A 26,172-nucleotide genomic window follows, 5' to 3' on the forward strand; every position below is an offset into this window, starting at 1 on the left:
TCCCGGCCCCGCCGCCGCCGCCCGCGCGCAACCTGGCCATCGTCGACCGTGAGCAGGTGGAGCGCCGCATCGACCGGATGGAGAGCGCGCTGCGCGACGCGATGTCCCGCACCAAGGACGCCAAGGGCCGCGAGGCCATCCGCGCCGCCATGGAGCAACTGGACAAGTTGAGCGAGTACGTGGACGACGCCGCGCCGTACGGCACGGGCATCCCGCTTCCCCAGCAGCCGATGCCACCCCCGCCGCCGGTGGTGCGCCCCATCCCGGACGCGCAGTTCCGCAGCATCACCCAGGCGATGGTGCGCGAGTCCTTCCCGCGCGAGAAGCTGCGCATCCTGTCGCAGGTGGCTCCGAACGAGAACTTCCTCGTGTCGCACATCCTGACGGTGCTGGGTCAGTTCTCCTTCTCCAACGACAAGCTGGAGGTGGTGCGCATCATGCGGCCCACGCTGCTGGATCCGCAGAACGGCTACCAGCTGTACCAGGCCTTCCCCTTCTCCAATGACAAGGAGAAGCTCCAGTCCATCCTCGACAGCGGCGGCCACTACTAGCCTTCGATGCTTCAGCGCCGGAGCGCGGACCAGATGGCCCGCGCCTCCGGCGAGTCCGCGGTGGCATGCACGCTGGCCACCACCCGCCCTTGCGCGTCCAGCGCCAGGACGTAGGGCGTGTCGCTGGAGGAGAGTCCCAGCGCCTTGGCCATGCCGCCGTTCTTGTCCATCCAGGTGGACTGCCAGTAGTCCCTGGGCACCTGGCCCTTCGCCTTGCCCCGCGCGGTCCCCTCGCTGACGAAGAACGGCAGCTTGAGGGTGATGAGCGACTGGCGCCGCACCGAGTCCTCCAGGTGCCGGTCCGCCTCCGCGAACCAGCCGCGCATCCTGTCCCCCGCGTCCTTGTCGGTGATGACGACCATCAGGGTGGGCGCCCCCTTCAGCTCCTCGCTCTCATGCGGCCGGGCCGTCAGGTCCTTCGCGGCGAACTCCGGCAGCGGCTGCCCCTTCTCCGGCAGCGCGAGCGCGCCCGGGGCCAGCAAGAGCCCCCCGACCAGCGCAGGCATGGCGAGCATGGGACGTCCCCACCCGGACTCTCTGTGTTGGCGAGCCATGGGACGACAGGTGCTCACGCCCACGCCCTTTCCCTAGCAGCCGGGATGGCGGCGCACGCCAGGCTGCCTGCTTTGCGTGGAAATCCGGTAGCGTCGGGGTCCTCCACCACCCCCCTCCCGGGAGTCCCCCCCTTGAGAACCGTTTCCCTCGCGCTGCTCCTGTTGCCACTGACGGGCAGCGCGGCCGTGAAGAGCGTCTCCACCGTGACCGAACTCCAGGCCGCGCTGTCGTCCGCGAAGGCCGGCGACGAGATCGTCCTGGAGGACGGCACGTACACCGTCAACGCGAACCTGAGCTGCTCGGCGGAGGGCACCCAGGCCGCGCCCATCACGGTGCGAGCGAAGAACCGCCACGCGGCCGTCGTGCGCTTCAACGCGCTGGAGGGCTTCAAGGTGTCCGGCCGCTACTGGACCTTCGACGGCCTCACCGTGGAGGGCATCTGCGCGAACGACCAGAACTGCGAGCACGCCTTCCACGTCACCGGTCACGCGGAGAACTTCGTGCTGCGCAACAGCCGCGTGCGCGACTTCAACTCGCAGCTCAAGGCGAACGCGTCGCAGAACGGCAGCGGCGTCTGGGAGATGCCGCACAAGGGCCTCATCGAGCGCAATGAAATCTACGACACGCGCGCGCGCGCGACGTCCACGCCCGTCAACAAGCTGAACATCGACACGGGCGATGACTGGGTGGTCCGCGACAACGAGATTCACGACTTCGCCAGGCAGGGCGGCGGCATTCCCTACGGCGCCTTCATGAAGAGCGGCGGCAAGCGGGGCCTCTTCGAGCGCAACCGCGTCCTGTGCGTGAAGGACCTGCCGCTCACGGGCGCGAATGACACGCGCATCGGCCTGTCCTTCGGCGGTGGCGGCACCGGCAACCAGTTCTGTGCGCCGGCCTTCGACCCGGCCGTGCCGTGCTCGCCGGAGCACACGGACGGCATCATCCGCAACAACATCGTGGCCAACTGCTCGGACGTGGCCGTCTACCTGAACAAGGCCGCGAACACGCGCGTGCTGTTCAACACGTTCGTTGGAACGACGGGCGTGGACTACCGCTACGCCGCGTCCACCGGCGAGGCCATTGGCAACGTGATGTCGGGCCCCATCCGCACCCGCGACAGCGCCACCGTCACCCAGAGCACGAACAAGTCGAGCGTGCCCACCGCCACCTTCACGTCCTGGTACGTGGATCCGCTCAAGGGCGACCTGACGCTCAAGGGTGACGTGTCGGCCATTGGAACGGGCCCGCGGAACGCCCTGGTGCCGGAGGACTTCTGCGGGCGCGCCCGCCCCGCCACGACCACGCTGGGCGCCCTGGAGCACTCGCTGGGCAACTGCTCCGCGAGCACCGGCGGCGGCACGGATGCGGGCACCGGCGGCGGCACGGACGCGGGCACCGGCACCACGGACGCGGGTGTCGACGCGGGCACCGGCGGCACTCCGGACGCGGGCACGGGCGGCAACCCGGACGCGGGCTCCGGCCCGGAGAAGGAGAACCCGGGCAATGACGAGGATGAGGACGGCGGCTGCAGCGCGAGCCCGGGCCTGCTGCCCGCGCTCCTCATGCTGCTCACGCCGCTGGCCCTGCGCCGGCGCGCCCGCCGCTAGTTGAAGTCACGCGCGAGGCGGCTGGAGGCCCCAGCCGCTTCGCCGCGGGTTGCTAGAACGCGGTGGAGACGAACAGGCCCGGCCGGATGGCCAGGATGCCGCCCGCCACCAGCGCCAGCGACACCAGCGCGCCCACGAGCACCGCCACGTAGCCGGGCGGCACGCGCTTCGCGTCACCGGACTCCGGGGACTCCGGGCCCGCGCTCGCGGCCGCCGCGCGCCGCCGGGTGGCGCCCAGCGGGCCCTGGATGGCGCCCACCGCCAGCACCATCATCACGATGTGCCCGATGAGCGCCGGGTAGTACCCGCGCGTCACCAGCACGCCAACGCCCACGAGCAACTGCAGCTGCAGGAACCCGGAGTAGGACGCGCCGATGATGCGCCCCACCTTGTCGAACGGGCGCTTCGTGGCGGCAGCGAACGCGAAGTACGCGAGCGCGATGACGCCGGACAGCAGCACCAGGTAGCGAAGGCCCGAGTGGAGATGAAAGAAGAAGGTCATGGGCGCGAGGGTTTAGCACCCGCCGGGCTACGATGGGTCGGGCTTGGGCGTGCGCTTCGTGCTGGGAGGCAGGGGCGGCGCGGAGATGCGCTCGGCGGGGGGCAGCTCGCCGGTGAGGCTCTTGAGGAAGGCCACCAGGTCGTCCACCTCGCCGTCCTTCAGCGTGCGCCCCAGCTGGTAGCGGCCCATCAGGCGCACCATGGTGGGCAGGTCCTTCACGCTGCCGTCGTGCAGGTAGGGCCCGGTCATCTCCACGTTGCGCAGGGTGGGCACGCGGAAGTAGCCCCGGTCGTCCTCGTTCTTCGTCGCGTCGAAGCGGCCCGCGTCGGTGAGCGCCGGGTAGGCCTCCACCAGCCCCAGCTTCTGGAACGACGCGCCGCCCACCGCCGGGCCGTTGTGGCACGTGGTGCAGCCGGTGGTGACGAAGGCCTCCAGGCCGCGCTGCTCCTGCGCGCTCAGGGCCGCGTGCTCCCCGGCGAGGAAGCGGTCGAAGCGCGACGGCGTGGTGAGCGTGCGCTCGAAGGCGGCCAGCGCCCGGGCGGCGTTCGCCAGCGTCACGGGCTTGCCCGTCTTGGGGAAGGCGGCGCGGAAGCGCGTGGTGTACTCGGGGATGGAGGACAGCGTGGCCTCGACGCGCTTCGCGTCCGGCATGGCCATCTCCACCGGGTTCATCATGGGCCCTTCCGCCTGGGCCTCCAGCGTGGCCGCGCGGCCGTCCCAGAACTGCGCGATGTGGTGGGCCGCGTTGTAGACGGTGGGCGAGTTGCGGCTGCCCTTCTGCTTCTTGTGCCCTTCCGACAGCGCCTTGTTGTCCACGCCGAAGGTGTCGAGCCCGTGGCAGCTGTTGCAGGACACGTCGTGGTTCTTCGACAGCCGGGGCTCGTGGAAGAGCATGCGCCCCAGGGCCACCTGCTCCGCGGTGTCCTCGGGCAGCGGCGCCTGGTTGCGAGGCGCCTGGAAGAAGTGCGCCGCCAGCTTCGCCACCGCCTCGGCATCCGGCGGCTTGGGAGCCGCGGCCTGCGCCACCACCGGAGCGGGTGCGGGAGACTTCACCTCGGGTGCCTTCTCGGCGGAGCGCTGCTCGCAACCGGTGGCCATCACCGACAGGGTGAACCCGAGCAGCAGTCGATTTCGTGTCATGTGCGGAGCCTCCCGTCAGCAGTGGAGCGCACCGTACCAGTGACCCGGGCGGCTGGCTTCGGGACGGAACGTCGCACCCACCGCGTGGGCTTTCCCGTGCCATCAGTCCGGCAGCGCCTGCCCGCATGGCGGCCCGGCGGACGCGGCCCGGGGCCTCTGCGGAACAATCTCCGCGCCGCTACCTCTTCTTCAAGGACCCGGCGGCGTGCCGGGGACACGCAGCGGCGCGTCCGCATGGAAGCGCGGCGCCACGGAGGACGGCGGATGCAGGACGGTGACTCGGGCGGCAAGGGGCGACAGGTGGACGTGCTCGTCTGCCGCAAGTGTCTGGGCAAGTGCGCCCGGAGCGGCGGGCAGGACCTGCCGCGCTGGCTCCAGGGAGAGCTGGCCGAGCGGGGCCTCGCCGGACAGGTGCGCATCACGCCCACGGGCTGCATGAACCAGTGCCCGCGCCGTCAGGTGACCGTGCTCGTCTCCGACTCGGAGGACGCCGAAGGCCGCATGCTGCTGGTGGAGCCCCGGCTGCAACGCGACCTGCTGCTGAAGTTCGTGGAGCGCCGCGCCCGTCCGGACGCGCCCGCCACCACGCTCGGAGACGACAGTGCGGGGCGGGGGCAGGAGCACCTCGGTGATGAACCGGTCCACGAGGAACGCGGCCAGTAGCCCCGTGGCGGTCCCGGCGGTGTCCCACGCCAGGTCCTTCACGGAGAAGACGCTGCCGCGAGCCCGGTCGTAGACCTCCTTGCCCAGCCCCACGCCCAACCCCAGCCCCACGCCGGTGAGCGCCCGCGCGCCCGGCGAATCAAACAGCGCCGCGCCCACGCCATAGCCCACGCCCGTGGCGCCCGCGCACGCCGCGAAGTGTCTGGGCTTGTCGCTGCCAAACCAGTCATCGCCAGACGCGGCGCGGACGGAGGCCGGAGCGGCCAGGAGCACGAGGGCGGCGAGCGCGGGACGGGTGGACATGCATCCATCCTGTAGCATCCCCCACACGGGGTGCGACCTGGGCCGGGAGTGAAAATCCGGGTCGTTTCCACGCTTGCCGACCCCCACGGTGGGTGCGTTTTGGAGACGAGGCCCGAAGCTGGGCTTATGCTCGGACCGTTTTGAAAGGCTTCGCTCCCTCGCTCAACTTCCGGCAGACCCGGCACCCCGCGCTGGATGGCGCGCGAGGACTGGCCGTGCTCGCCATGGTGATGGGTCACACGCTGGATGCGCTGCTGGCGCCCGCGTTCCGGGACCACCCGTGGGTCCAGGAGTATTGGAAGCTCCGGGGCATCACCGCGCCGCTGTTCCTGCTGGTGAGCGGCTGGGCGGTGGTGATGGCGCTGGGCACGAAGCCTGGGGCCGCGAAGGACTCCTTCGGCCGCCGCTTCCGCCGGGCGCTGCTGCTGCTCTTCCTGGGCTACCTGCTGCACTGGCCGGGCTGGGGCGCGGTGCGTGAGCTGGGCTTCAGTGATGCCATGCTGCGCAAGGTGTTCCAGTTCGACGCGCTCCAGTGCATTGGCGCGGCGCTGCTGCTGGGCGCGATGGCGCTGGTGGTGACGCCGAACCGGGGCGCGCGGGCGCTGCTCCTGGGCGGGCTGGCGGTGGGCATCCCGCTGGCGAGCGCCGGGATGTGGCACGCGGGCGAGCACCTGCCGGTGCCGCTGCAGCAGTTCATTGGCAACGGGGAGGGCAGCCGCTTCCCGTTCTTCCCCTGGGCGGGCTTCTTCTTCGCGGGCGCGTTCGCCGCGCAGCTTCTGCACCTGCTCAAGCCGGGCCTGGCGCAAGGCTTCTCGCTGCTCGCGCTGGGCGGGGCGCTGCTGGGGCTCACCCACCAGGTGCCCGTGGAGTGGACGCCCACCAGCCCCACGATGGTGATGTACCGCGTGGCGCAGGGCCTGCTGGTGCTGGGCGTGGTGAACCTGCTGCCACAGCGCTTGAGCGGCCTGCTGGCGCCGCTGGGCCGGCTGTCGCTGTGGATCTACGTGCTGCACCTGCCGGTGGTGTACGGCTGGGCGGACATCGCGGGCCTCTCGCAGCGCATCGGTCCCCGGCTGGGCATGGCCGCGGCGATGGGCGTCTCCGTGGCGCTGCTGGTGGGCTGCTACCTCGTCGCCCGCCTGGGCCGCTGGGCCCGCGAGCAGGCCCGTCCCTGGCGCGCCGGCTCCACCACGCTGGGCGCCAGCGTGGGCACCGCGCGCCTGGGCCAGTAGGCGCGGCTTTCAGCCTCCGGAGCCGGTGCGCGGCAGCTTCGCGGGAGGCTCGGTGGCGTTTCCACGCGCCACCAGCTCGCGCGTCACGGACTCCAGCGCGCTGATGCGGCGGCCCGCGCGGCCCCGGGCCCACGTGGCCACCTGGGGCGCCTTGAGCAGCTCCACGGCCTGCTCCACGCCGCCCGCCTTGCCCTTGAGCGCCCGCGCCGTGGCCAGCCGCACGTTGCGCGCGGCCCTGCGCGCCAGGCCCCCGTTCCTCAGCAGGTCCAGGGCGAACGTGGTCCACACCGTCAGCTCGTCGTCCGGGCGCAGGAAGGCCTCGAAGCGGGCCAGCGCCTGGGCGCGCGGCTCACCGGCGCGCAGCTCCTCTTCCGTCAGCTCGACGTGCAGGGGCGTGCTGTGCGCCAGCGGCTGCTCCGGCGCGATCACGGCCTCGAAGCGCTCGCCCGTCGCGTAGCGGACCGCCACCAGGTGCACCAGCTCCGGAGGAATCCCGCTCTCCAGCGGGTGCGCGTTCGCCTCCGCGTAGAAGAGCACCAGGCGCTCCGAGGCGTCCGCCAGCGAGCGCAGCTCCAGCGGCGGGCGCCACTCGCCCTTGTAGATGCGGCGGCGGTTGGGCCCGGTGCGCGTCTCCTGCCGCTCCAGCTGCGTGTCCACCATGAACTCGAACGCGCCCAGCATGCGGTCGAAGTAGTCCGGCTTGCCCTCCAGCTGGCCCAGGATTTCCGCCACCGCCTCGATGGTGGAGACGCAGTGGTCCGCCGGCTCCGCGCGGATGCGGTAGTTGCTCGGGCGGCGAGGCACGAAGCCGATGCGCGGCAGCGCCGCGAGCACCGGGTTGCGCATCACCACCTTCTTCGCCTGGGGCCAGGTGCCGTCCACGACGATGAGCGTCTCCGGCGGGTTCGCCTGGGCCTCCTCCACGGAGATGGCGTCCTCGCCCGGGAAGAGCACCGCGACGCGCTCCGGGTGCTTCGCCAGCTCCGCCAGCCGGGCGTGGCCGGTGAAGTCCACGCCCCGGTGCAGCTCCGAGTTGGGCAGCGACAGGTGCGCCATGCGCGCCGTGCCAATGGCCACGCGCCGCTCGCGGGGATGCTGGAGGAACACCACGCGCGTGCGCGTCTGGAGCTGGGGGACGTGCGCGCAGTAGCACGCGCTTTCAGGACGCAGACACTTGATGCAGAAGGTACGCACGGTGAGGCCCTTTATCACGCCCTCGGGCGAAGCGGCCGGGACGCCCTGCTCGCCCCCTCCCCTGCCCGGCCGGGAACGGCTACATGGAGGGGACCGTGAACCTGCTCCTGCTCTTCGACGAGGACTTCCAGCCGGACGGCACCGCCCGCCTCACCGGCCGCCGCGCCCAGCACGCCCGCGAGGTCCTCAAGGCCGAACCCGGCGAATCCCTGCGCGTGGGCCGCCTCAACGGCCTCACCGGCACGGGCGAGGTGCTGGAGAACTCGCCCGGCGTGCTCCACCTGCGCGTGGACCTGACCGAAGCGCCCCCGCCCCGGGCCGGCGTGGACCTGCTGCTGGCCATCCCGCGCCCCAAGGCGCTCAAGAAGGTCCTGCCCGCCGTGGCGTCGCTGGGCGTGGACCGCATCGTGCTGGTGAACGCGGCCCGCGTGGAGAAGAGCTACTTCGACTCCAAGGTGCTCAACGAGGCCTTCGTCCGCGAGCTGCTCCTCCAGGGCCTGGAGCAGGCCCGCGACACGCGCCTGCCGGAGGTGCTCATCCGCGAGCGCTTCCGCCCCTTCGTCGAGGACGAGCTGGACACCGTCTTCGGCCCGGAGGCCCTGCGCCTGCTCCCCCACCCGCCCGCCGCCCACTCCCTCCAGGCCGGGGACATCGCGAGCGCCACGAGGGTGGTGCTCGCCATCGGTCCGGACGGCGGCTGGGTGCCCTTCGAGGCCCAGCTGCTGGAGGCGCACGCCTTCCAGCCCTTCTCACTGGGCCCCCGCATCCTGCGCGTGGAGACGGCGGTGCCGGTGCTGCTGGGTCAGGTGACGCTGCTCAAGGCGCCGGCGCCGTAGCAGCCGCCGGGGCTGGCACCGGAGCAGGAGGCTGGAGCTTCTGCCAGTCCTCCAGCGGCAGCGGCTTGGTGACCTTGAGCACGGACACGTCCACCTTCTCCTCGCGAGGCTCGGTGCGCGTGTCCTCGGTGACGGTGAAGCTCAGGCGGTTGATTTCATGCCCGTCCTCCGTCTCCAGCACGACGCGCCAGTCGCCCGGCTTGGGCGTGGTGCCCGGCTGCGCGTAGTAGCGGTAGCCGCCCTCGGAGCCATTGCTGCTCACGCTGGCCAGGAAGCCCTTGCCCAGCGCCGTCCAGCCCTTCTCCGGGTGGTCATGGAACCAGCGCACGCGCACGCGATACGGCTCGAAGCCCTTGGGCGCGAAGATGCGGAAGAAGTACACCGGCTGCTCGCCGGGCCGGACCATGAAGTCCTGGTCGCCGTGGTGGAACGCCGTCCAGACCTTCCACCAGGGCTGCGCCTCCGACGTCAGGTGATACACGCCCGGGGAGACGCGCTTCACCTGGTGGTAGATGCCGCTGTACTGCACCGCCAGGGGCACCGGCGGAATCACGCCCAGGAAGTAGCACGCGAGCAGCATCGCCTGCGCGCCGAAGCCGGGAATCGCCACCGTGCGCAGCAGCGCCTTCTCATCCGGCCGCCACCGCTTGAGCACGCGAAGCAGCCCATAAATGCTCCCACACCCCAGCACGACGGACAGCGTGAAGATCCACCACCCCACCCGTCCGAAGAGCACCGGCAGCAGCGACGCGAAGTACAGCGTCACACACAGGCTGAAGACGGCCACGCGGATGACGGGGCCCAGCTGCCGGAAGCGCGGCAGCTCATTGGCCACCAGCAGGCCGAACATGCCCGCCATGAACAGCAGCGGCGTGAAACCCGACGAGCTCTTGAAGAGGAACAGCGTGAACGCGCTCAGCAGGCTGCCCAGGAAGAAGTGCAGCGCGTCCTCGCGGAAGCGCCACACCTTCGCCAGCAGCTTCGGCGGCTCCGCGCCTTCCGGGTAGCGCTGCTCCAGCACGAGCAGGCCCGCGAGGATGGCCAGGTAGACGAAGTTCTGGACCCCCGTGAGCGCGTCGTCGACGGGGCTCAGCGTGAGGACGTCGTAGAGAAAGCCCGCGAAGAAGAAGAGGGCCATCTCCTGCTTCTCGTACCTCGCGCGGAACGCCTGCACGCGGTCCACCAGCGTGGGCGTCTTCTCCGTGCTGACCAGGTCGTCCGGATCCACGACCGCGGCGCCGGGCGTGGCGACCGCGACGTTCGCGCCGGGAGGCGGCAATCCGCCCTCGACCGGCACGCCGGGCACTTCGTTGGACGCGTCCTGCGGCTTCGACTCAGGCGGTGTGACGGTGAGCACGGCGGCTTTCAACCCCTCTTGGCGACCGCCGCCCAGTCTACGCGGGGGACGGGGCCCGGGTCTTCCCCCCGGCCCCGCTCCCTCTGGAAGCGCCTACTTGCCGCCGGCGGCGACCAGGTCCTGCAGCTCGCCGCGCTCGGCCAGCTCCATCAGGATGTCCGACCCGCCCACGAACTTCCCGTGGATGTAGATCTGCGGAATCGTGGGCCAGTTGGAGTAGTCCTTGATGCCCTGGCGCACGTTGGGGTCCGCCAGCACGTCCACCGTGTGCACCGGGGTGCCCGTCTGCTGCAACAGCTGCAGGGCGCGCGCGGAGAAGCCGCACTGGGGGAACAGGGCGTTGCCCTTCATGAAGAGGACGATGGGGTGCGTCTTCACCGTCTCGTCGAACTGGGCCTTGAGGGTCGGATCCATGAGTCGTTGCTCCTTCTTCAGCGGTTCCCGAGCTTCTTCCACTGCTCGGGCGAATAGGTCTTGAGCGCCAGCGCGTGCAGCTCGCCGGACTTCAGCCACGGCTGCAGCGGCGCGTACACCAGCTGGTGCTGCTCCACCATCGTCTTGCCGGTGAAGGCGGGGGAGACGACGCGCGCCTCGAAGTGGTCTCCCGTCCCCGTGGTGTCGTTCAACTCCACCTCCGAGCCCGGCAGGGCGTCCAGGAGGTAACGGCGAAGCGTCTCTGCGTCGAGCATCAGTTCATCCCCTTTCCCATCACCAGCATGGCCGGGTCCACGCCCAGCCCGCGCAGGGTGGCATCCCACAACTTCGCCGGGTCCTGCCCCAGCACCGCGTCCGCGGTGGCGTCCGCGTACAGCCACGAGCCCGCGGCGATTTCGCTCTCCAGCTGCTTGGGCCCCCAGCCCGCGTACCCCAGGCAGAAGCGCACGCGCGGGTTCGTCCGTTGCAACAGGGGCCCCAGCGCGTCCAGGGTGACGCTCAGGTAGAGGCCGGGCAGGACGGTGTGCTTCTCCGCGACGGAGTCATCGTCGTGCAGGACGAAGCCCCGCTGAGGTTCCACCGGGCCGCCCACGAACACCGGCTGCGACACGCGGTCCGTCGAGATGTCCATCGACTGACCGCGCGCCAGCTCACCGAGCGTCAGGGGCGCTCCCCGGTTCACGACGAGCCCCATGGAGCCCGTCTCCCCGTGTTCGATCATCAGGATGACCGACCGGTAGAAGTTCGGGTCTCCAAGCTGGGGCATGGCCAGCAGGAAGCCGGAGGCAAGGTTCTTCACGCCAGGGAGCATCGGGTGTCCGGCGGGGGTGTGCAACCGGAACCCGCTCCCCTGCCGCACTCAGTGCCAGCTCTGGTGCTTGGACTTCAGCGCCTTGGCCAGCTTCTCCGGATCCAACGGCTTGCCGATGAAGAGGTCCGCGCCCAGGCCCTTGCACTTGCGCGCGGTGGCCGCGTCGCTCATTGCGCTGACGCCAATGAGCACGGCCTGCGGGAACTTCTCGCGCAGCTTGGACATGAGGGTGGTGCCGCTCCTGCCGGGCAGGAACACGTCCACGATGGCGGCGTCCATGCGCTTGTTGCGCACGGCGAACTCGGCCTCCTCCGCGCTGCCCACGGGCATGGCGTCGTAGCCCCAGGTGCTCACCAGCTCCACCAGGAGCTCGCGGTGCGCGGCGTCGTCTTCCACCACCAGCACCGCGCCGCGGACCATCTCCTTGCGCAGACCGTCGTCGCGCGGACGCTCATCACGGGCAGGCGAGAGGGGGATTTCTTCCGTCGGGAGCGACATGGTGTTCACCTGAGGGCAAAGGGTTTCCGTTCGAGTGAAACCTTCTCCCCAATGTGCGGCATTCCTCACACTTGGCGACGGCGACCTCCCCCCAGTGCCTGTGAGGCAAGCGAGGCGCCGAGCACCAGCAGCACGAGCAGTCCCCAGGCGGGAATCACCACGCGGCCGCCGCCCTCGTAGATGAGCGCGGCGTAGGAGGTCCCCAGGTAGCGGCCCAGGGACATGGGCTCCATGCGGGCGATGCCGAAGAAGCTCACCGTGGACTCGGTGAGGATGGCGTTCGGCAGGCGGCTGAGGAATACGGCGAGCACGAAGGGGCGCAACAGCGGCCACAGGTGCACGCGCAGGATGTGCACCCCGCCACCGCCCAGGGCGCGAGCGGCGGCCACGTACTCCTGGCCCTCCAGCGTGGCCAGGCGGTCTCGGAACATGCGCGCGGGGCCGGCCCAGCCCACCAGGGCCAGCGACGTCACCATCAAACCAAAGGGCCCCAGGCCGCCGCCCATGCCCGCGTCCATGAGGGACTGGCCGGCGAGCTGGAGCACCATCACCACGAGCACGTCGGGCAGCGCGAACATGGCATCCACGGCGCGAAGCACCACCTGCTCCGTCACGCCGCCGGACAGCCGCGCGAGCGCCGCGACGGCCAGCCCCACCACGGTGGACAGCGCACCGGCCGCGAGCCCCACGGCCAGGGACACCCACAGGCCACCGAAGGCCAGCTCGCACACGCTCCGGTCCGGGCGGTTGAGGTCCCAGCCAAGCGGACAGGTCCGCGCAAGAGCATCGGGGAACAGGCGTCCGGCCACGAGGCTCAAGAGGCCCAGGCCCACGAGGAGGACCAGCCCCACCCAGGCGCGCAGGGGAACGCGGCTCAAGCGCGGGCCTCCCGGGCGCGCGGATCCACGAGCATGCGCAAGAGCTCCACGGTGAGGCTCACGACGACGAGCACGGTGGCGAAGGTGGTGGTGGACACGACGACGACGGCGACCTGCTTGTTGAGCACGGCGAGCACGTAGAGCTGGCCGAAGTAGGGCAACCCGAAGACGCGCTCCGCGGCGAACGAACCCGCGAGCAGGGCCGTGGCGACGGGAGTCACGGCATCCAGGAGCGCGGGCCACACGTTGGGAAGCACATGGCGGCGCAGCACGGTGCCAGGGTCCAGGCCCTTGCTGAGCGCGGTGCGCACGTAGTCGCGGGACAGCTCGGTCTCCAGGGCATCGCCCACGAGCGTGCCCAGGAAGGTCCCCGGCCAGATGGCGATGACCACGGCCGCGCAAAGCTCCGGCAGCAGGTGTCCGCGCTCCACCACGGCCGGAGCCAGCAGCAGCGCGGGGATGAACACGGGCGTCCCGAAGGCGATGGCCGGGAGCACGTCCCCGAGCACGGCGAAGCGGCCCCGCCGCCACCGGGTGCGAAGGAGCGCGAAGCCCACGGCCCAGGCCAGCGCGAGAGGAAGCGCGACGAGCCCCACGCCCACGCTGCCGGAGAGTTTCTGCAGCAGCTCATCCCCGGTGATGCCCTGAGCACTGGTGCCCAGGCGCTCTCCGGCGAACAGCTTCTCCCAGGGACGAAGGAACCCGAGCGGTTCACCGATGCCCAGGTCCCGCTGGTACGAAGCCGCCAGCTCCGGAGACACCTGACGCTTGTTGTCGCTCTCCGTGGTGAGCGGCAGCGCGGCCATGAGGAAGTACGAGGCCACCGCCACCACCGGCACGAGCACAAGCTGGCGCACGAGGCGCGTCGCGATGAGGCGCATGCGCTAGGGCCCCTGCCCTTCCGCGCGAGCCGAGGCCGACTCATCCGGCCCCAGTCGCAGCGCGCGCAGCGCGAGGAAGTTGAACGGATCCACGTCCAGGCCGTGCAGCCGGGCCCGCGCGCGGAAGTAGCGGTCCGGGTGGTACAGCGGCGCGATGACGGCCTGCTCCCCCACCAGCACCTCCTGCGCCTTCGCGTACAGCTCGCGCGCGTGCACGGGGTCCGGGTCGCCGTCCGCCTCCTCCAGCAGCAGCTCGAAGCGGCGCATCGGCTCGCCGCCGTCCTGCGTCTCCCAGCCCGTCTGGTGGTTGCCCTGCCGTTCGAACAGCGTGAAGAACGTGTTCGGGTGCGCGTAGTCCGCGCCCAACCGCCGCAGGTACAGGTCATACGCACGAGGCCCCTGCGGCGTCCTGCGCGCCACCTCCGCGGAGTAGTCCGACCGCGAATCCACCACCACCCGCACGCCCACCTTCGCCAGCTGCGCGGCGATGCGCTCCGCCAGCGCCTCCTCTGGCACGAACGAATCCCCCGCCTTCACCACCAGCCGCAGCGGCCGGTCCAACCCCTTCGCCCCCGCCAGCTCCGCCTTCGCCCGCTCCGGCTCGTAGCGAGGCAGCCGCGCCGCCTGCTCCGGCGTCGCCGCCTCCGGAAGCTCCGGAGGCAGCAACACGTTCGTCGCACGCGCGGCGGGCAAGAGCCCCGCGAGCAGCGCCTCCCGGTCCAACGCCCGCGCCAGCGCTTGGCGCACCTCCGGCCGGTCCAACGGCGGGCGCTCCGTGTTGAAGGCCAGGAAGTACGTGGACAACAGCGGCTCACGCTTCAGGTCCGCGGCCCGCATCCCACGCAGCGCCGCCGCGCTGTCCACGAACACGAAGTCCACCCGGCCCCGCTCATACAGCGCCGGGCCGATCTCCGACTTCATCAGCGTCAGCACCGGCGCCGGCGTCTCACCCGGTCCCAGCGGCGGCGGAAACGCGCTGCGCGGGTTGTAGACCAGCCGGACGCGCTCACCCGCGCGGTCCCACCGCTCGACGCGATAGGGCCCCACCGCCAGCGGACGCCCGTCGCGAGGCCGGTCGAAGTAGTCGCGCACCGCCTCGTCCGGCTTCCCCTCCAGGTCCGCCGAAGGCGCGGGAAAGAACAGGTACACGTTCGCGAGCCGCGCCAGGAAGTAGCTCCGGGGCCGGGCAAGCGTCACCCGCAGCGTCCGGGCATCCACCGCCTCCACTCCAACCCTGGACAGCGCACCCTTCACCTCCGCCTCCGGAGCCCCGCGCTCCAGCAGCGCGAGCACCGCCTCCGCGCCCTCCAGGTCCGCCATCTCGCCGCGCTCGCGGCCCAGGAGCGCCCGGTGCCAACCGAAGACGAAGTCGCGCGCCGTGACGGGAGAACCGTCCGACCACGTCACCTCCGGACGCAGGTGGAACGTGTAGACCTCATGCCCGGCCGCGTCCGTCTCGCGCTCCCACCGCTCCGCCAGGCCCGGCTGCACCGAGTGGTCCGCCCCCAGCGTGGTGAGCCCCTTCTGCGTGGCCAGCATCACCGGGTAGTTCACCCAGCTCTGCGGATCCGAATGGCTCCAGTCGAGCGTGGTGGGCATCGCCGGCACCACCACCTTCACGCCCGGCTCGGGCTGGAAGCCGCACGGCCCGCAGGCCGCGGCCATCACCAGCACCAGGGAGTAGGACAAAATTCGCGCGCGGGGGGCCACTCCCCGCGTTGTACCCCGACCCGCGCGCAAAAAAGAGAGAAGCCAGGAGACCGGCGACTCCTGGTCGGCCGGCATCCTGGCTTCGTCACTGCCCGGCCCCCTCAAGGGGCCGGAAGCTCAACTTCAGGCCTGCGAGGGCGTGGACACCGCTTCCGTCACGGACAGCCCCGGCTTCAGGTTGTCCCCGGCGCCCTTGCGGCCGAACTCCTCCGGCTTCTCCAGCACGAGCGCCTCACGCAGCACGTCGTCCACGAACTCCACCGGGACGATGCGCAGCGCCTTGCGGATCTTCAGCGGGATGTCCTTCAGGTCCTTCTTGTTCGCCTTCGGAATCAGGACCGTCTTGATGCCCGCCCGGTGCGCCGCCAGCGTCTTCTCCTTCAGACCGCCGATGGGCAGCACGCGGCCGCGCAGCGTGATTTCACCCGTCATCGCCACGTCCTTGCGGACCGGCACGCGCGTCAGCGCGCTCACCAGCGCCGTGGCCATGGTGACGCCCGCGGACGGACCGTCCTTGGGAATCGCGCCCTCCGGCAGGTGGACGTGGATGTCGTAGTTCTCGAACACCTTGCGGTCGATGCCGAAGCGCTCCGCGCGGCTGCGCACGTAGGACATGGCGGCCTGGGCGGACTCCTGCATCACCTCACCCAGCTTGCCGGTGATGATGAGCTTGCCCTTGCCCGGCATGGACGTGGCTTCCGTGGTGAGGATTTCGCCACCCAGCTCCGTCCACGCGAGGCCCGTGACGATGCCCACCTGGTCCTCGCGCTCCGCCACGCCGTAGCGGAAGCGGGGCGTGCCCAGGAACTTCATCGCCTGCTTGCGGTCCACCTCGATGAGGTCCCGCTTGCCGTTCTTCAGCACGTCGCGGGCAATCTTGCGGAACACGCCGCCAATCTCACGCTCCAGCGAGCGCACACCCGACTCGCGCGTGTACCGGTGCACGATGGTCTTCAGCGCGTCGTTGGTGATGTCGATCTTCAGGTCCGCGAGGCCGTTGGCCTCCTGCTCCTTCGGAATCAGGTAGCGCCGCGCGATGGAGAGCTTCTCCGGCTCCGTGTAGCCCGCGATGCGGATGACCTCCATGCGGTCCTGCAGCGGACCGGGGATGTTGTGCATCGTGTTCGCGGTGCAGATGAACATCACCTTGGACAGGTCGTAGTCGAGGTCCAGGTAGTGGTCATTGAAGTTGTGGTTCTGCTCCGGGTCCAGCACCTCCAGCAGCGCCGCGCTCGGGTCGCCACGGAAGTCCGTGGACATCTTGTCGATCTCGTCCAGGAGGAACACGGGGTTGTTGCTGCCCGCCTTCTTCAGGGACTGGATGAGCTTGCCCGGCATCGCGCCGATGTACGTGCGGCGGTGACCGCGGATTTCGGCCTCGTCACGCACGCCGCCCAGGGACAGGCGCACGAACTTGCGGCCCGTGGCCCGCGCGATGCTGCGCGCGAGCGACGTCTTGCCCACGCCCGGAGGACCGACGAAGCACAGCACGGGGCCCTTCAACTTCTTCACCAGCTGCTGCACGGCCAGGTACTCGAGGATGCGCTCCTTCGGCTTCTTCAGGCCGTAGTGGTCCTCGTTGAGCACCCGCTCCGCTTCGGTGACGTCCAGCCGGTCCTGGGTCTCGTCGTACCAGGGCAGGCTGATGATCCAGTCGATGTAGTTGCGGACGACCGTGGCCTCGGCGCTCATCGGGCTCATCATCCGGAGCTTCTTCAGTTCCTTCTTGACCTTGAGCGTGGCCTCCTTGCTCATCCGCTTGTTCTTCAGCTTCTCTTCAATCTCCTGGATCTCGTTCTTGAACTCGTCGCGCTCACCCAGTTCCTTCTGAATGGCCTGCATCTGCTCATTCAGGTAGTACTCCTTCTGGGTCTTCTCCATCTGCTTCTTGACGCGCGTGCGGATCTTCTTCTCCACCTGGAGGATTTCGATCTCGCCCTGCATCAGCTCGTAGAGCTTCTCCAGGCGCTTGGCCGGAGACTCCGTCTCGAGCAGCGCCTGCTTGTCGTTCAGCTTCAACGACAGGTGCGCGACGATGGTGTCCGCCAGGCGCGCCGGGTCGTCGATGCTGGCGACCTGCATCAGCATCTCCGGCGGGATGCGCTTGTTGAGCTTCACGAAGGCTTCGAAGACGGAGTGGACGGAGCGCACCAGCGCCTCCAGCTCCACGCTCTTCTCCAGCGTCTCCTCGACTTCATCCACCTCGACCATGAAGAACGAGTCGTTGGGGTGGAACTTCTTCACCTTGGCGCGGCGCACGCCCTCCACCAGGACCTTCATCGTGCCGTCGGGCAGCGGGAGGAGCTGGATGAGGTGGCCGATGGTGCCGAAGTGGAAGATGTCGTCGGGCGAGGGGTCGTTCGTCTTGGCCTTCTTCTGGGCGGCCAGCAGGATGACTGCCTTGTCATCCGGCCCCTTGTGGGCCATCGCGTCCTTCAAGGCCGCGATGGACTTCTCCCGGCCGACGAACAGCGGAACCACCATGTGCGGGAACACGATGATGTCCCGAAGGGGCAAGAGCGGGATGGTGAGTCCCCGCTTCTGGGCTTCCTTCTTGTCGTCACGTCCGAAGAACATGTATCCGCCACCCGCTGGCCTGCCAAACAGGCAAGCCCTTCAAGAGTTGCCCACATGCCCGCCTGGCGCGCATGCAGGGTGAAACGCTGCTCTATAACACGCCGGTCGCAGGACCCGTTCCCCGCTCAAGATGAGGGGTCCGCCCCCTGCCTTCAAGGGAACACCGAGAGGCAGGGGTGTGTCCTCCCGCCATTCTAGCGGCTCTCGGCCGCTACCCCGGCATCCGGCCGGGCGACATCCAGCGCCTGGAAGAGGAAGGCATACATGTCCACGCTGGACTCGATGGCCTTGGCCACCTGGTCCGCCCCTCCGTGACCCGCGTTCGCCTCGATGCGTAGCAGCGTGGGCGCGGAATTGCCCTTCGCGTTCTGCACCGCCGCCACGAACTTGCGCGCGTGCATGGGGTCCACGCGGTCGTCGTGGTCCGAGCTCATCATCAGGAGCGCCGGGTACCGCACGTCCTGCTTCACGTGGTGGTAGGGCGAATAGGCGTACAGGGTCTTGAACTGACCAGCGTCCTCCGCCGACCCGTACTCCGGCACCCAGGTCCGCCCGCTGCCGAACAGGTGGAAGCGCACCATGTCCAGGAGCGGCACCCCGCACACCACCGCGCCGTACAGCTCCGGGCGCTGCGTCATGGCCGCGCCCACCAGCAGGCCGCCGTTGCTGCCGCCGTAGATGGCCAGCTTCTTGGCCTGCGTGTACTTCTCCTTCGCCAGGTACTCGGCCGCGCCCGCGAAGTCGTCGAAGACGTTCTGCTTGTTCGCGCCCCGGCCCGCCTCGTGCCACGCGGTGCCGTACTCACCGCCGCCGCGCAGGTTGGCCACCGCGTAGACGCCGCCCGCGTCCAGCCACGGCAGGATGCTGGCGCGGAAGGAGGGCTGCATGCTGACGAGGAAGCCGCCATAGCCGTACAGCAGCGTGGGCGCGTTGCCGTCCTTCTTCAGGCCCTTCTTGTGGACGAGGAACATGGGCACCTTCGTGCCGTCCTTCGACGTGAAGAAGACCTGCTCCGTGGTGTACGCGTCCGGGTCCATGGGCACCTCCACCTTCGCCCACAGGTCCACCTTCCCGCTCTTCACGGACGTCCGGTACACCTGCCGGGGCGTGGTGAAGGAGCTGTAGGAGAAGTACGCGTCGTCCTGGTCCTCCAGGCCCGTCAGGTTGCTGGCGGCGCCCACGCCGGGCAGCTGCACGGTGCGCACCGGCTTGCCCTCCAGCGTGGTGATACGCAGCTCCGTCGTCACGTCCTTGAGGTACTCCAGCGCCAGGTGGCCGCCCACCAGCGACACGCTCTCCAGCGTGGCCTTGGGGTCCTCCGGCACCAGCTCCTTCCAGTTCGCCCGGTCCGCCTTCCTGGGGTCCACGGCGAAGATGCGCTGGCGCGGGGCGCCCTCGTCGGTGACGACGTAGAAGCGGTCCTTCCACGCGAGCACGGTGTACTTGGCGCCCTTGCCCTTCACGAGCAGCCGCCAGTCCTTGTCCGCCGGGTGCTTCCAGTAGACGTCGTTCTCGCTCCAGCCGCGCAGGATGGAGGCGAAGAGGTACTTGCCGTCGCGCGACAGGTCGCCCTGGAGGAACGTCGTCGGGTCGCCGGTGCGCTCGTGCACCACGACGTCCTTCTTCGGGTCCTCGCCCAGCTTGTGGAACTTGAGCTCGGTGTAGCCCGGGCGCGCGTCCACCGGGATGGAGGCGTCCGTGGGCAGCCACTCGTAGTAGAAGCCCTTGCCGTCCGGGGTCCAGTTCGTGTTGGCGTACTTCGCGCCCTCGATCACGTCGACCTTGGACCACTCACCGGTGTCCACGTCGATGACGTGCAGGGTGGCCTCGTCCGCGGCGTTGGGGCGCACCGCGAAGGCCACGCGCTTGCCGTCCCACGACGGCACCCAGCGGCCCAGGGACACCGGGGCGTCCTTGCTCATGGCGTTGGGGTCCAGCAGCACCTTCTCCTGTCCGGACTCGCCGTCCTTCCAGTAGACGATGGCCTTCTCCTTGTCCTTGTGGGTCCGCATGTAGAAGAAGCGGTTGCCCCGGCGGAACGGCGCCGTCACGGAGTCCACGTAGAACAGCTCCGTGAAGCGCTTCTCCAGCGCGGCGCGGCCCGGCAGCTTCTCCAGCGCGGCGCGGGCGAAGCCGTCCTGCGCCTTCATCCAGGCCTGGACCTCCGGGGCCTTCTCGTCCTCCAGCCAGCGGTACGGGTCCGCCACCTGCTGTCCATGCAGCGTGTCCATCACCGCGTCGGAACGGGTCGCCGGGTAGGCCATGCGGGAAGGGCCCTCCTGGGCCGGAGCGCTCTGCGTCGCTGGGGACGCGGCGGGGGCTTCGTCACGCGTGGCTTCCTTCGCGGAGGTGCACGCCACGAGCGACAGCAGGGCAGGCATGAGGAGCTTTCTCATGGGGTACAGCAGATACAAGAAGCCCCCCGCCCCGGCCCGCAAAAAAGCGTGGGCCGCGCCACGCCTGGATGCCCCCTGGGAAAGACGAAGGGCGCGTCCCGGTCCCATGACCGTGACGCGCCCCGTCATCCCCGTCAGGCCCTTGCGAGCCCCTGGAGGATGATGCCGCTTAAGCCGATTCCTTCTTCGGCTCCGGAGTCTCCTTGTTGTCCTGCGAGTGCAGGACGACGGGCTCGCTCTTCTTGAGGATGACCTCCTCGGAGATGAGCACCTCGCGGGCCGTCTTGCGGGACGGGATTTCGTACATCACGTCCAGCATGGCCGTCTCCAGGATGGAGCGCAGGCCGCGAGCGCCCGCCTTGCGGCGGATGGCCTCCGACGCGATGGCCTTCAGGGCCCCGTCGGTGAACTTCAGCGACACGCCGTCCAGCTCGAAGAGCTTGCGGTACTGCTTGGTGAGCGCGTTCTTGGGCTCGCCCAGGATGTTCACGAGCGCGCCTTCGTCCAGCTCCTCCAGCGCGGTGATGATAGGCAGACGGCCGATGAACTCCGGAATCATGCCGAACTTGAGCAGGTCCTCCGGCTCCACGTGCTTGAGCAGCTCACTCAAGTTGCGCTGCTTGCGCGACTGGATCTCCGCGCCGAAGCCCAGGCTGCGGCCGCCCAGGCGCCGCTCAATCACCTGCTCCAGGCCGCCGAACGCGCCGCCGCAGATGAAGAGGATGTTGGTGGTGTCCACCTGCAGGAACTCCTGCTGCGGGTGCTTGCGGCCACCCTTGGGCGGGACGTTGGCCACCGTGCCTTCGATGATTTTCAGGAGCGCCTGCTGCACGCCCTCGCCGCTCACGTCGCGGGTGATGGAGGGGTTCTCCGACTTGCGGGCGATCTTGTCGATTTCGTCGATGTAGACGATGCCCCGCTGCGCGCGCTCGATGTCGTGGTCCGCGGCCTGCAGCAGGTTGACGATGATGTTCTCCACGTCCTCACCGACGTAGCCGGCCTCCGTGAGGCACGTGGCGTCCGCGATGGTGAAGGGGACGTTGAGGATGCGCGCCAGGGTCTGCGCGAGCAGCGTCTTGCCGGAGCCCGTGGGGCCGAGCAGCAGGATGTTGCTCTTCTGCAGCTCCACGTCGTCCATGGCGACCTTGGACTCGATGCGCTTGTAGTGGTTGTGCACCGCCACGGAGAGCGTCTTCTTCGCGCGCTCCTGGCCCACCACGTACTCGTCCAGCACGGCCTTGATTTCAGAGGGCCGGGGGATGCGCAGCTTGGTGTCCTTGGTCTCCTCGCGGTCGATCTCCTCCGCGATGATGTCGTTGCACAGCCCGATGCACTCGTCGCAGATGTAGACCGTCGGGCCCGCGATGAGCTTCTTCACCTCCTTCTGCGACTTGCCGCAGAAGGAGCAGCAGAGGGTCTGGTTGTCTCGCTTCTCCACGTTCTTACCCGCCATGAAATCCCTCGCTGCGCCTGAAAGGCCCCAACCCGCTTCGCGTCCGGTCCCCTGCCCCTGCGTCCAATCTAGTCAGCCCCCATCTGGAACGTCCACGCACCTTCCGGGTACTTAACAAGGGGAAAATGCCGGTGACGGGAGAAACGAGAAGGCCGGAGGCGCGGGAGAGATTCCCAGCACCCCCGGCCGCCGGCCGGGTGGTTGACACCCCGGCCCTTTGCGGATGTCGGTGTGTCTACTTCTTCTCTTCCGGCTTCACACCCACGACCTTCCGCGGGTCCTGGATGGAGTCGATGATGCCGTACGCCTTCGCCTCCGTCGCGCCCATGAAGTAGTCGCGGTCCGTGTCCTTCTCCACGCGCTCGATCGTCTGGCCGGTGTGCTTGACGATGAGCTCGTTGAGCTTGGCCTTCATGCGGAGGATTTCGCGGGCCTGGATTTCGATGTCCGTCGCCTGGCCACGCGCGCCGCCGAGCGGCTGGTGGATCATGATGCGGCTGGAGGGCAGCGAGTAGCGCTTGCCCTTCGCGCCGGCGAGCAGCAGCACGGCGCCCATGGAGGCCGCCTGCCCCACGCAGATGGTGGAGACGGGCGCCTTGACGTACTGCATCGTGTCGTAGATGGCCAGACCGGCCGTCACCGACCCGCCGGGCGAGTTGATGTAGAGGTTGATGTCCTTGTCCGGGTCCTCGGACTCCAGGAACAGGAGCTGGGCGACGATGGCGTTGGCCACGTCATCGTCGATCTCCGTTCCCAGCATGACGATGCGGTCCTTCAGGAGCCGGCTGTAGATGTCGTACGAGCGCTCACCCCGGTGGGTCTGCTCGATGACGTAGGGGACGGGCATGAAGGGCATGTCGGATGAACCTCTAGAAGGGTCTCAGGTGCCTTGAAGGAAAAGCCTCAAGAATACTTCGCCCGGCCCTTGAGGAATTCAATCGTCTTTTCCTCGCGAAGTCGCAGAGACAACCCAAGGCGCTCGTCCGGGCCCTTGAAGTACTTCTTCACCTGGGCGACCGGCTGGTTGGCCTCGATGGCCAGGTCCTCGATGCGCTTCTCCACGTCCTCGTCGGACGCCTGGATGTTCTGCTGCTGGGCGATGGCTTCAAACAGGAGCGTGCCCTTCACCTCCAGGGTGGCCTTCTCCCGCATCTCGTCGCGCAGGCGGTTGAAGTCCAGGCCCAGCTGGCGCGGGTCGATGCCCTGGCGCTGCATCTGGCGGAAGGCGCCCTCCATCATGGAGTCGATGGCGCGCTCCACCATGGCGCGGGGCACGTCGAACGGGTTCTTCTCCAGCAGCGCCTTGATGAGCCCGTCGCGCTCGTCCACGGTGGCCTGGTTCTTCTTGGCCTTCTCCAGGTCCGAGCGCACCTTGGCGCGCAGCTCGTCCACCGTCTGCGCGACGCCGGTCTCCTTGGCGAAGTCGTCGTTGAGCTCCGGCACCACCGGCTTCTTCAGCTCCTTGACGGTGATGTGGAAGACGGCCGTCTTCCCGCGGACCTCTTCGGCCTGGTAGTCCTGCGCGAACGTGTACTCCACGTCCTTGGACTCGCCGACCTTCACGCCCGCCAGCTGCGGGATGTTGCCCTGGATGAGGTCGCCGTCCTGCACGCGCACGCCAATGCCGTCCGCCTTGCTGCCGGGGAACGCATTGCCGTCCACCTTCGCCTCGAAGTCGATGGTGACCTGATCACCCTGGGCGGCGGTGTCGCGGTCGGTGACGGGCTCGATGCGGCCCATGTTCTGGCGCATCTGCTCAATCTGCTGGTTCACCGCGTCGTCGGGGACGGCGGTGTCCACCTTCGTCAGGGACAGGCCCTCGAAGTCCTTGGCCTCCACCTTCGGCTTCACCTCGACGCGGGCCTCGAAGTTGAAGGGGGCGCCGGGCTTGAGGCCGGAGTTGGTCACCTGGGGAGAGGCAACGGCCTCCACCTTGTGCTCGCGCACGGCGTCCAGGTAGGCGCGCTGCACGACGCGCTGGATGACGTCGTCCTCCACCTGCTCGCGGTACTTCTGCTCGAGGATGCGGCGGGGAACCTTGCCCTGACGGAAGCCGGGCATCTTCACCTGGCCGCTGAGCGCGGCGTACGCGCGGTTGAGCTCCTCAACGACGCGGGCGTTGTCGACCTCGATGGAGAGCTTCTTCTCGATGGGAGAGAGCTCTTCGACCTGGACCTTCATGCGGGCCTCGCTCGCCGCCTCCACGGGCAGTACGTCCCGGGGCGGCAACCGGAAAGTGGGACGTGCGGCTTTAGGGGATAGGCACGAACGGGTCAACGCGAAATGGGCGAGGAGGGACTCGAACCCTCACACCTTGCGGTACCAGATCCTAAGTCTGGCGCGTCTACCAGTTTCGCCACCCGCCCGACGCGTCGCGCGACCGCCGTCCTACTCCGAAACGTCCGTGGACGACAGGGGCTTTCCCGCGCGGACCTCCCCGTGAGGGAGCGCCGGAAAAGACACAGGGCCCCTTCCGTTTCCAGAAGGGGCCCTGCGAGTGAGAGCGGAGGGAATCGAACCCACAACCTATGGATTAAGAGTCCATTGCTCTGCCAATTGAGCTACGCTCCCGGCTTGGTTCGTCTGCCGCGTTGGCTGCGCGACGTCCGAGGTGGCGCGGTGAATACCGGTCGCCGCCTGTCCTGTCAAAACGTTTTTGCACACCCCTCACATTCTCCCCGCTGGAACCGGATGCCGGGCGTGCGGCCGACCGTCCCCGGCACCGGGAAGCGATGCGAAGGGTCTGCCCGGCTCGCATGTTGATCCACGCCGCGGTTCGCGCTGCAGGTCTGTAGCAGGTGCCCTTCCGGGCCCCTGCCCCACAGTCCCTGCGCCGTGCTCCCGGGCAACCATGTGGGCGGGCGAGGGTCGTCCGCCTTTTCGAGCGGTGCTGGAGACACAGTGATGGATGCGAATGTGAAGGCGGACGGAACGACGTCGCCGCAGGGCGCGGCCTGGAACCGGGAGCGGGTGGACCTGGTGAAGCGGACCATCTGCCCGCGGGGAATCAGCGAGGACGAGTTCGCCCTCTTCATCGAGCAGTGCAAGCGCAGCGGGTTGGATCCGCTCCTCAAGGAAGCGTTCTGCGTGGCGCGCCGCCAGAACATCGGCAACCGCGAGCGGCCCAACTGGGTGACGAAGTACGAGTTCCAGCCGTCGGAGGCGGGCATGCTCGCCCGGGCGGAGCGCTTTCCGGACTTCAAGGGCATCCAGGCGAGCGCGGTGTTCGCCGAGGACGAGATCGTCGTGGACCAGGGCAAGGGCGAGGTGGTGCACCGCTTCAACCCGGCCAAGCGCAAGGGCGCCCTGGTGGGTGCCTGGTCGCGCGTGGTGCGCGAGGGGAAGCTGCCCGTGGTCGTCTGGCTGGACTTCTCCGGCTACGTCCAGCAGACGCCGCTGTGGGCCAAGATTCCCACGACGATGATTGAGAAGTGCGCGCGCGTGGCGGCGCTGCGCAAGGCGTACCCGGAGGCCTTCGGCGGACTGTACGTGCGCGAGGAGATGCCGGCCGAGGAGTACGACGCGCACCACGACGAGCCGGCGCCCGCGTCCGGTTCCTACGAGGTGCTGGGCTCCAAGCCGGGCCCGGTGAAGGCGTCCTTCCCCACCCTGGCTCCGGCGCCTGTCGCGGCGGAGACCCCCAAGGCGGTGGAGACGGCGCGGACTCCAGAGCGGACTCCGGAGAAGGAGGAGGCGCGGCTGGACGTGGACCTGCCGCTGGCGCCAGCCAAGACGGTGGCGGCGGTGCCCGTGGCCCAGACGCCCGAGCGTCCCAAGGCGAGCGCGGTGGTGGTGGCGTTCGGCCCGCACAAGGGCAAGACGACGTCCGAGCTGTCCGACGACGAGCTGAGCGAGACCATCGACCTGGCGCACGAAAAGCTGATGGAGCAGCCCCGGGCCAAGTGGGCGAAGGCCATGCGCGAGAACCTCACCGCGCTGGAGGCGGAGACGGAGCTGCGCTGCCAGGTGCCCACGGCGAAGAACGGCGCCGCGAACCCGGAGGCCTGAAGTCCCGGCGGGGCACGAAATGAACAACGCCCGCGTCCCGGAAGAGGGGCGCGGGCGTTTCGCTTTTCAGGCCAGGAAGGGGCTGGGAAAGGGTTGCGCCCAGAGGGACTTGAACCCCCAACCCTCGGCTTCGAAGGCCGATGCTCTATCCAGTTGAGCTATAGGCGCGGGGCGAAGCGGGAGAAGAAGGGCGAATGACCGGGATCGAACCGGCAACCTCCGGAGTCACAGTCCGGCGCTCTAACCAGTTGAGCTACATTCGCCGTCACTTCACACGTCACGGCTTTGAAAGGCGGCGGTCTCCTACCGTGGAAACCAGAGCCATTCAAGGCCAAAACCATCTGCCAGCAGATTTGCGCCCCAGGCAGGGCTCGAACCTGCGACCCCCGACTTAGAAGGTCGGTGCTCTATCCAGCTGAGCTACTGGAGCTGGTCGGCCAACAACACTGCGGCAACATCACGGCACTTCAAGTCGGGGCGAGAGGATTTGAACCTCCGACCCCCTGCGCCCAAGGCAGGTGCGCTACCAGGCTGCGCTACGCCCCGAGAAGTGCTGCATTCTTCGCCTAACGCGGACGGACGCGC

Annotated in this window: 23 protein-coding genes and 6 tRNA genes; 5 read left to right on the top strand and 24 right to left on the bottom strand. The window is 69.1% G+C overall.

What is annotated here, in order from left to right; all coding sequences use genetic code 11:
- Window positions 1-551, top strand: a 551-nt coding sequence (locus tag D7X96_RS22430) for a proline and serine-rich protein 1 family protein (RefSeq protein WP_121770676.1), incomplete at its 5' end; no start/stop codon positions are given.
- 11 nt (window positions 552-562) lie between these two features.
- On the opposite strand, the gene D7X96_RS22435 is transcribed toward D7X96_RS22430, so the two are convergent.
- On the bottom strand, window positions 563-1,066 hold the full coding sequence (locus D7X96_RS22435; RefSeq protein WP_120549134.1) for a hypothetical protein: 504 nt from the start codon (window positions 1,064-1,066) through the stop codon (window positions 563-565).
- 171 nt (window positions 1,067-1,237) lie between these two features.
- Here D7X96_RS22435 and D7X96_RS22440 point away from each other — a divergent pair, with 171 nt between their 5' ends.
- The gene (locus tag D7X96_RS22440; protein ID WP_121770677.1) at window positions 1,238-2,713 is read left to right on the top strand and encodes a right-handed parallel beta-helix repeat-containing protein; all 1,476 of its coding nucleotides are present in this window, start codon (window positions 1,238-1,240) and stop codon (window positions 2,711-2,713) included.
- A 52-nt stretch (window positions 2,714-2,765) separates the two neighbouring features.
- Here D7X96_RS22440 and D7X96_RS22445 read toward each other — a convergent pair whose 3' ends face one another.
- From D7X96_RS22445 to D7X96_RS39625, 3 genes are all read right to left on the bottom strand, one after another.
- On the bottom strand, window positions 2,766-3,215 hold the full coding sequence (locus D7X96_RS22445) for a hypothetical protein (protein ID WP_120549136.1): 450 nt from the start codon (window positions 3,213-3,215) through the stop codon (window positions 2,766-2,768).
- Window positions 3,216-3,242: 27 nt separating this feature from the next.
- Window positions 3,243-4,355, bottom strand: a complete 1,113-nt coding sequence (locus tag D7X96_RS22450) for a cytochrome-c peroxidase (RefSeq protein ID WP_121724721.1) — start codon at window positions 4,353-4,355, stop codon at window positions 3,243-3,245.
- A gap of 189 nt (window positions 4,356-4,544) precedes the next feature.
- Window positions 4,545-5,321 carry a YfiM family lipoprotein gene (locus D7X96_RS39625; RefSeq protein WP_147468370.1) on the bottom strand — a complete coding sequence of 259 codons (777 nt, stop codon included), beginning with the start codon at window positions 5,319-5,321 and terminating at the stop codon, window positions 4,545-4,547.
- A gap of 140 nt (window positions 5,322-5,461) precedes the next feature.
- Here D7X96_RS39625 and D7X96_RS22460 point away from each other — a divergent pair, with 140 nt between their 5' ends.
- Entirely contained in the window at window positions 5,462-6,553 is a 1,092-nt protein-coding gene (locus D7X96_RS22460; protein WP_233610125.1) for an acyltransferase family protein, read from the top strand.
- A gap of 9 nt (window positions 6,554-6,562) precedes the next feature.
- Here D7X96_RS22460 and D7X96_RS22465 read toward each other — a convergent pair whose 3' ends face one another.
- Window positions 6,563-7,747 (bottom strand): tRNA-uridine aminocarboxypropyltransferase, encoded by a 1,185-nt coding sequence (locus D7X96_RS22465; RefSeq protein ID WP_120549140.1) that lies wholly within the window; start codon window positions 7,745-7,747, stop codon window positions 6,563-6,565.
- Between the two features lie 95 nt (window positions 7,748-7,842).
- On the opposite strand from D7X96_RS22465, the gene D7X96_RS22470 reads away from it, so the two are divergent.
- Entirely contained in the window at window positions 7,843-8,583 is a 741-nt protein-coding gene (locus tag D7X96_RS22470) for a 16S rRNA (uracil(1498)-N(3))-methyltransferase (protein WP_121770683.1), read from the top strand.
- Here D7X96_RS22470 and D7X96_RS22475 read toward each other — a convergent pair.
- The 15 genes from D7X96_RS22475 to D7X96_RS22545 form a co-directional block, all read right to left on the bottom strand.
- Entirely contained in the window at window positions 8,564-9,940 is a 1,377-nt protein-coding gene (locus D7X96_RS22475; RefSeq protein ID WP_121723269.1) for a DUF2914 domain-containing protein, read from the bottom strand. The genes D7X96_RS22470 and D7X96_RS22475 overlap by 20 nt on opposite strands.
- Before the next feature lie 93 nt (window positions 9,941-10,033).
- Entirely contained in the window at window positions 10,034-10,354 is a 321-nt protein-coding gene (gene grxD / locus D7X96_RS22480) for a Grx4 family monothiol glutaredoxin (RefSeq protein WP_120549142.1), read from the bottom strand.
- 17 nt (window positions 10,355-10,371) lie between these two features.
- Window positions 10,372-10,629: a BolA family protein gene (locus tag D7X96_RS22485; RefSeq protein WP_120549143.1), complete on the bottom strand. Its 258-nt coding sequence runs from the start codon at window positions 10,627-10,629 to the stop codon at window positions 10,372-10,374.
- Window positions 10,629-11,174 carry a YqgE/AlgH family protein gene (locus D7X96_RS22490; protein WP_120549168.1) on the bottom strand — a complete coding sequence of 182 codons (546 nt, stop codon included), beginning with the start codon at window positions 11,172-11,174 and terminating at the stop codon, window positions 10,629-10,631. Before D7X96_RS22490 ends, D7X96_RS22485 begins: the two co-directional genes overlap by 1 nt.
- 60 nt (window positions 11,175-11,234) lie before the next feature.
- Window positions 11,235-11,684 (bottom strand): response regulator, encoded by a 450-nt coding sequence (locus D7X96_RS22495; protein ID WP_120549169.1) that lies wholly within the window; start codon window positions 11,682-11,684, stop codon window positions 11,235-11,237.
- Between the two features lie 65 nt (window positions 11,685-11,749).
- Window positions 11,750-12,562 (bottom strand): ABC transporter permease subunit, encoded by an 813-nt coding sequence (locus D7X96_RS22500; protein WP_121770678.1) that lies wholly within the window; start codon window positions 12,560-12,562, stop codon window positions 11,750-11,752.
- Entirely contained in the window at window positions 12,559-13,443 is an 885-nt protein-coding gene (locus D7X96_RS22505; protein WP_120549145.1) for an ABC transporter permease subunit, read from the bottom strand. Before D7X96_RS22505 ends, D7X96_RS22500 begins: the two co-directional genes overlap by 4 nt.
- Window positions 13,444-13,446: 3 nt before the next feature.
- Complete coding sequence (locus D7X96_RS22510) at window positions 13,447-15,108, bottom strand: peptide ABC transporter substrate-binding protein (protein ID WP_121770684.1); 1,662 nt, start codon at window positions 15,106-15,108, stop codon at window positions 13,447-13,449.
- A gap of 168 nt (window positions 15,109-15,276) precedes the next feature.
- On the bottom strand, window positions 15,277-17,730 hold the full coding sequence (lon, locus tag D7X96_RS22515) for an endopeptidase La (RefSeq protein WP_120549146.1): 2,454 nt from the start codon (window positions 17,728-17,730) through the stop codon (window positions 15,277-15,279).
- A gap of 194 nt (window positions 17,731-17,924) precedes the next feature.
- Window positions 17,925-20,111 carry a prolyl oligopeptidase family serine peptidase gene (locus tag D7X96_RS22520; RefSeq protein WP_233609838.1) on the bottom strand — a complete coding sequence of 729 codons (2,187 nt, stop codon included), beginning with the start codon at window positions 20,109-20,111 and terminating at the stop codon, window positions 17,925-17,927.
- Window positions 20,112-20,295: 184 nt separating this feature from the next.
- The gene (gene clpX, locus D7X96_RS22525; RefSeq protein ID WP_014394869.1) at window positions 20,296-21,579 is read right to left on the bottom strand and encodes an ATP-dependent Clp protease ATP-binding subunit ClpX; all 1,284 of its coding nucleotides are present in this window, start codon (window positions 21,577-21,579) and stop codon (window positions 20,296-20,298) included.
- A 235-nt stretch (window positions 21,580-21,814) separates the two neighbouring features.
- Window positions 21,815-22,435 (bottom strand): ATP-dependent Clp endopeptidase proteolytic subunit ClpP, encoded by a 621-nt coding sequence (gene clpP, locus D7X96_RS22530; protein ID WP_120549147.1) that lies wholly within the window; start codon window positions 22,433-22,435, stop codon window positions 21,815-21,817.
- Window positions 22,436-22,482: 47 nt separating this feature from the next.
- The gene (gene tig, locus D7X96_RS22535; RefSeq protein WP_121723271.1) at window positions 22,483-23,760 is read right to left on the bottom strand and encodes a trigger factor; all 1,278 of its coding nucleotides are present in this window, start codon (window positions 23,758-23,760) and stop codon (window positions 22,483-22,485) included.
- 103 nt (window positions 23,761-23,863) lie between these two features.
- Window positions 23,864-23,945: transfer RNA gene (locus D7X96_RS22540), tRNA-Leu, on the bottom strand.
- A gap of 132 nt (window positions 23,946-24,077) precedes the next feature.
- Window positions 24,078-24,150, bottom strand: a tRNA-Lys gene (locus tag D7X96_RS22545).
- 333 nt (window positions 24,151-24,483) lie between these two features.
- Here D7X96_RS22545 and bet point away from each other — a divergent pair.
- On the top strand, window positions 24,484-25,587 hold the full coding sequence (gene bet / locus D7X96_RS22550; protein WP_120549148.1) for a phage recombination protein Bet: 1,104 nt from the start codon (window positions 24,484-24,486) through the stop codon (window positions 25,585-25,587).
- Window positions 25,588-25,681: 94 nt separating this feature from the next.
- Here bet and D7X96_RS22555 read toward each other — a convergent pair.
- The 4 genes from D7X96_RS22555 to D7X96_RS22570 all read right to left on the bottom strand — a co-directional run bounded on the left by D7X96_RS22555 (window position 25,682) and on the right by D7X96_RS22570 (window position 26,133).
- Window positions 25,682-25,755, bottom strand: a tRNA-Arg gene (locus D7X96_RS22555).
- A 21-nt stretch (window positions 25,756-25,776) separates the two neighbouring features.
- A tRNA-His gene (locus D7X96_RS22560) sits at window positions 25,777-25,850 on the bottom strand.
- Window positions 25,851-25,943: 93 nt separating this feature from the next.
- Window positions 25,944-26,017 (bottom strand) — tRNA-Arg (locus D7X96_RS22565).
- A 42-nt stretch (window positions 26,018-26,059) separates the two neighbouring features.
- A tRNA-Pro gene (locus tag D7X96_RS22570) sits at window positions 26,060-26,133 on the bottom strand.
- Window positions 26,134-26,172: the final 39 nt, after the last annotated feature.

Source organism: Corallococcus interemptor, from assembly GCF_003668875.1.
GTDB classification, from domain to species: domain Bacteria; phylum Myxococcota; class Myxococcia; order Myxococcales; family Myxococcaceae; genus Corallococcus; species Corallococcus interemptor.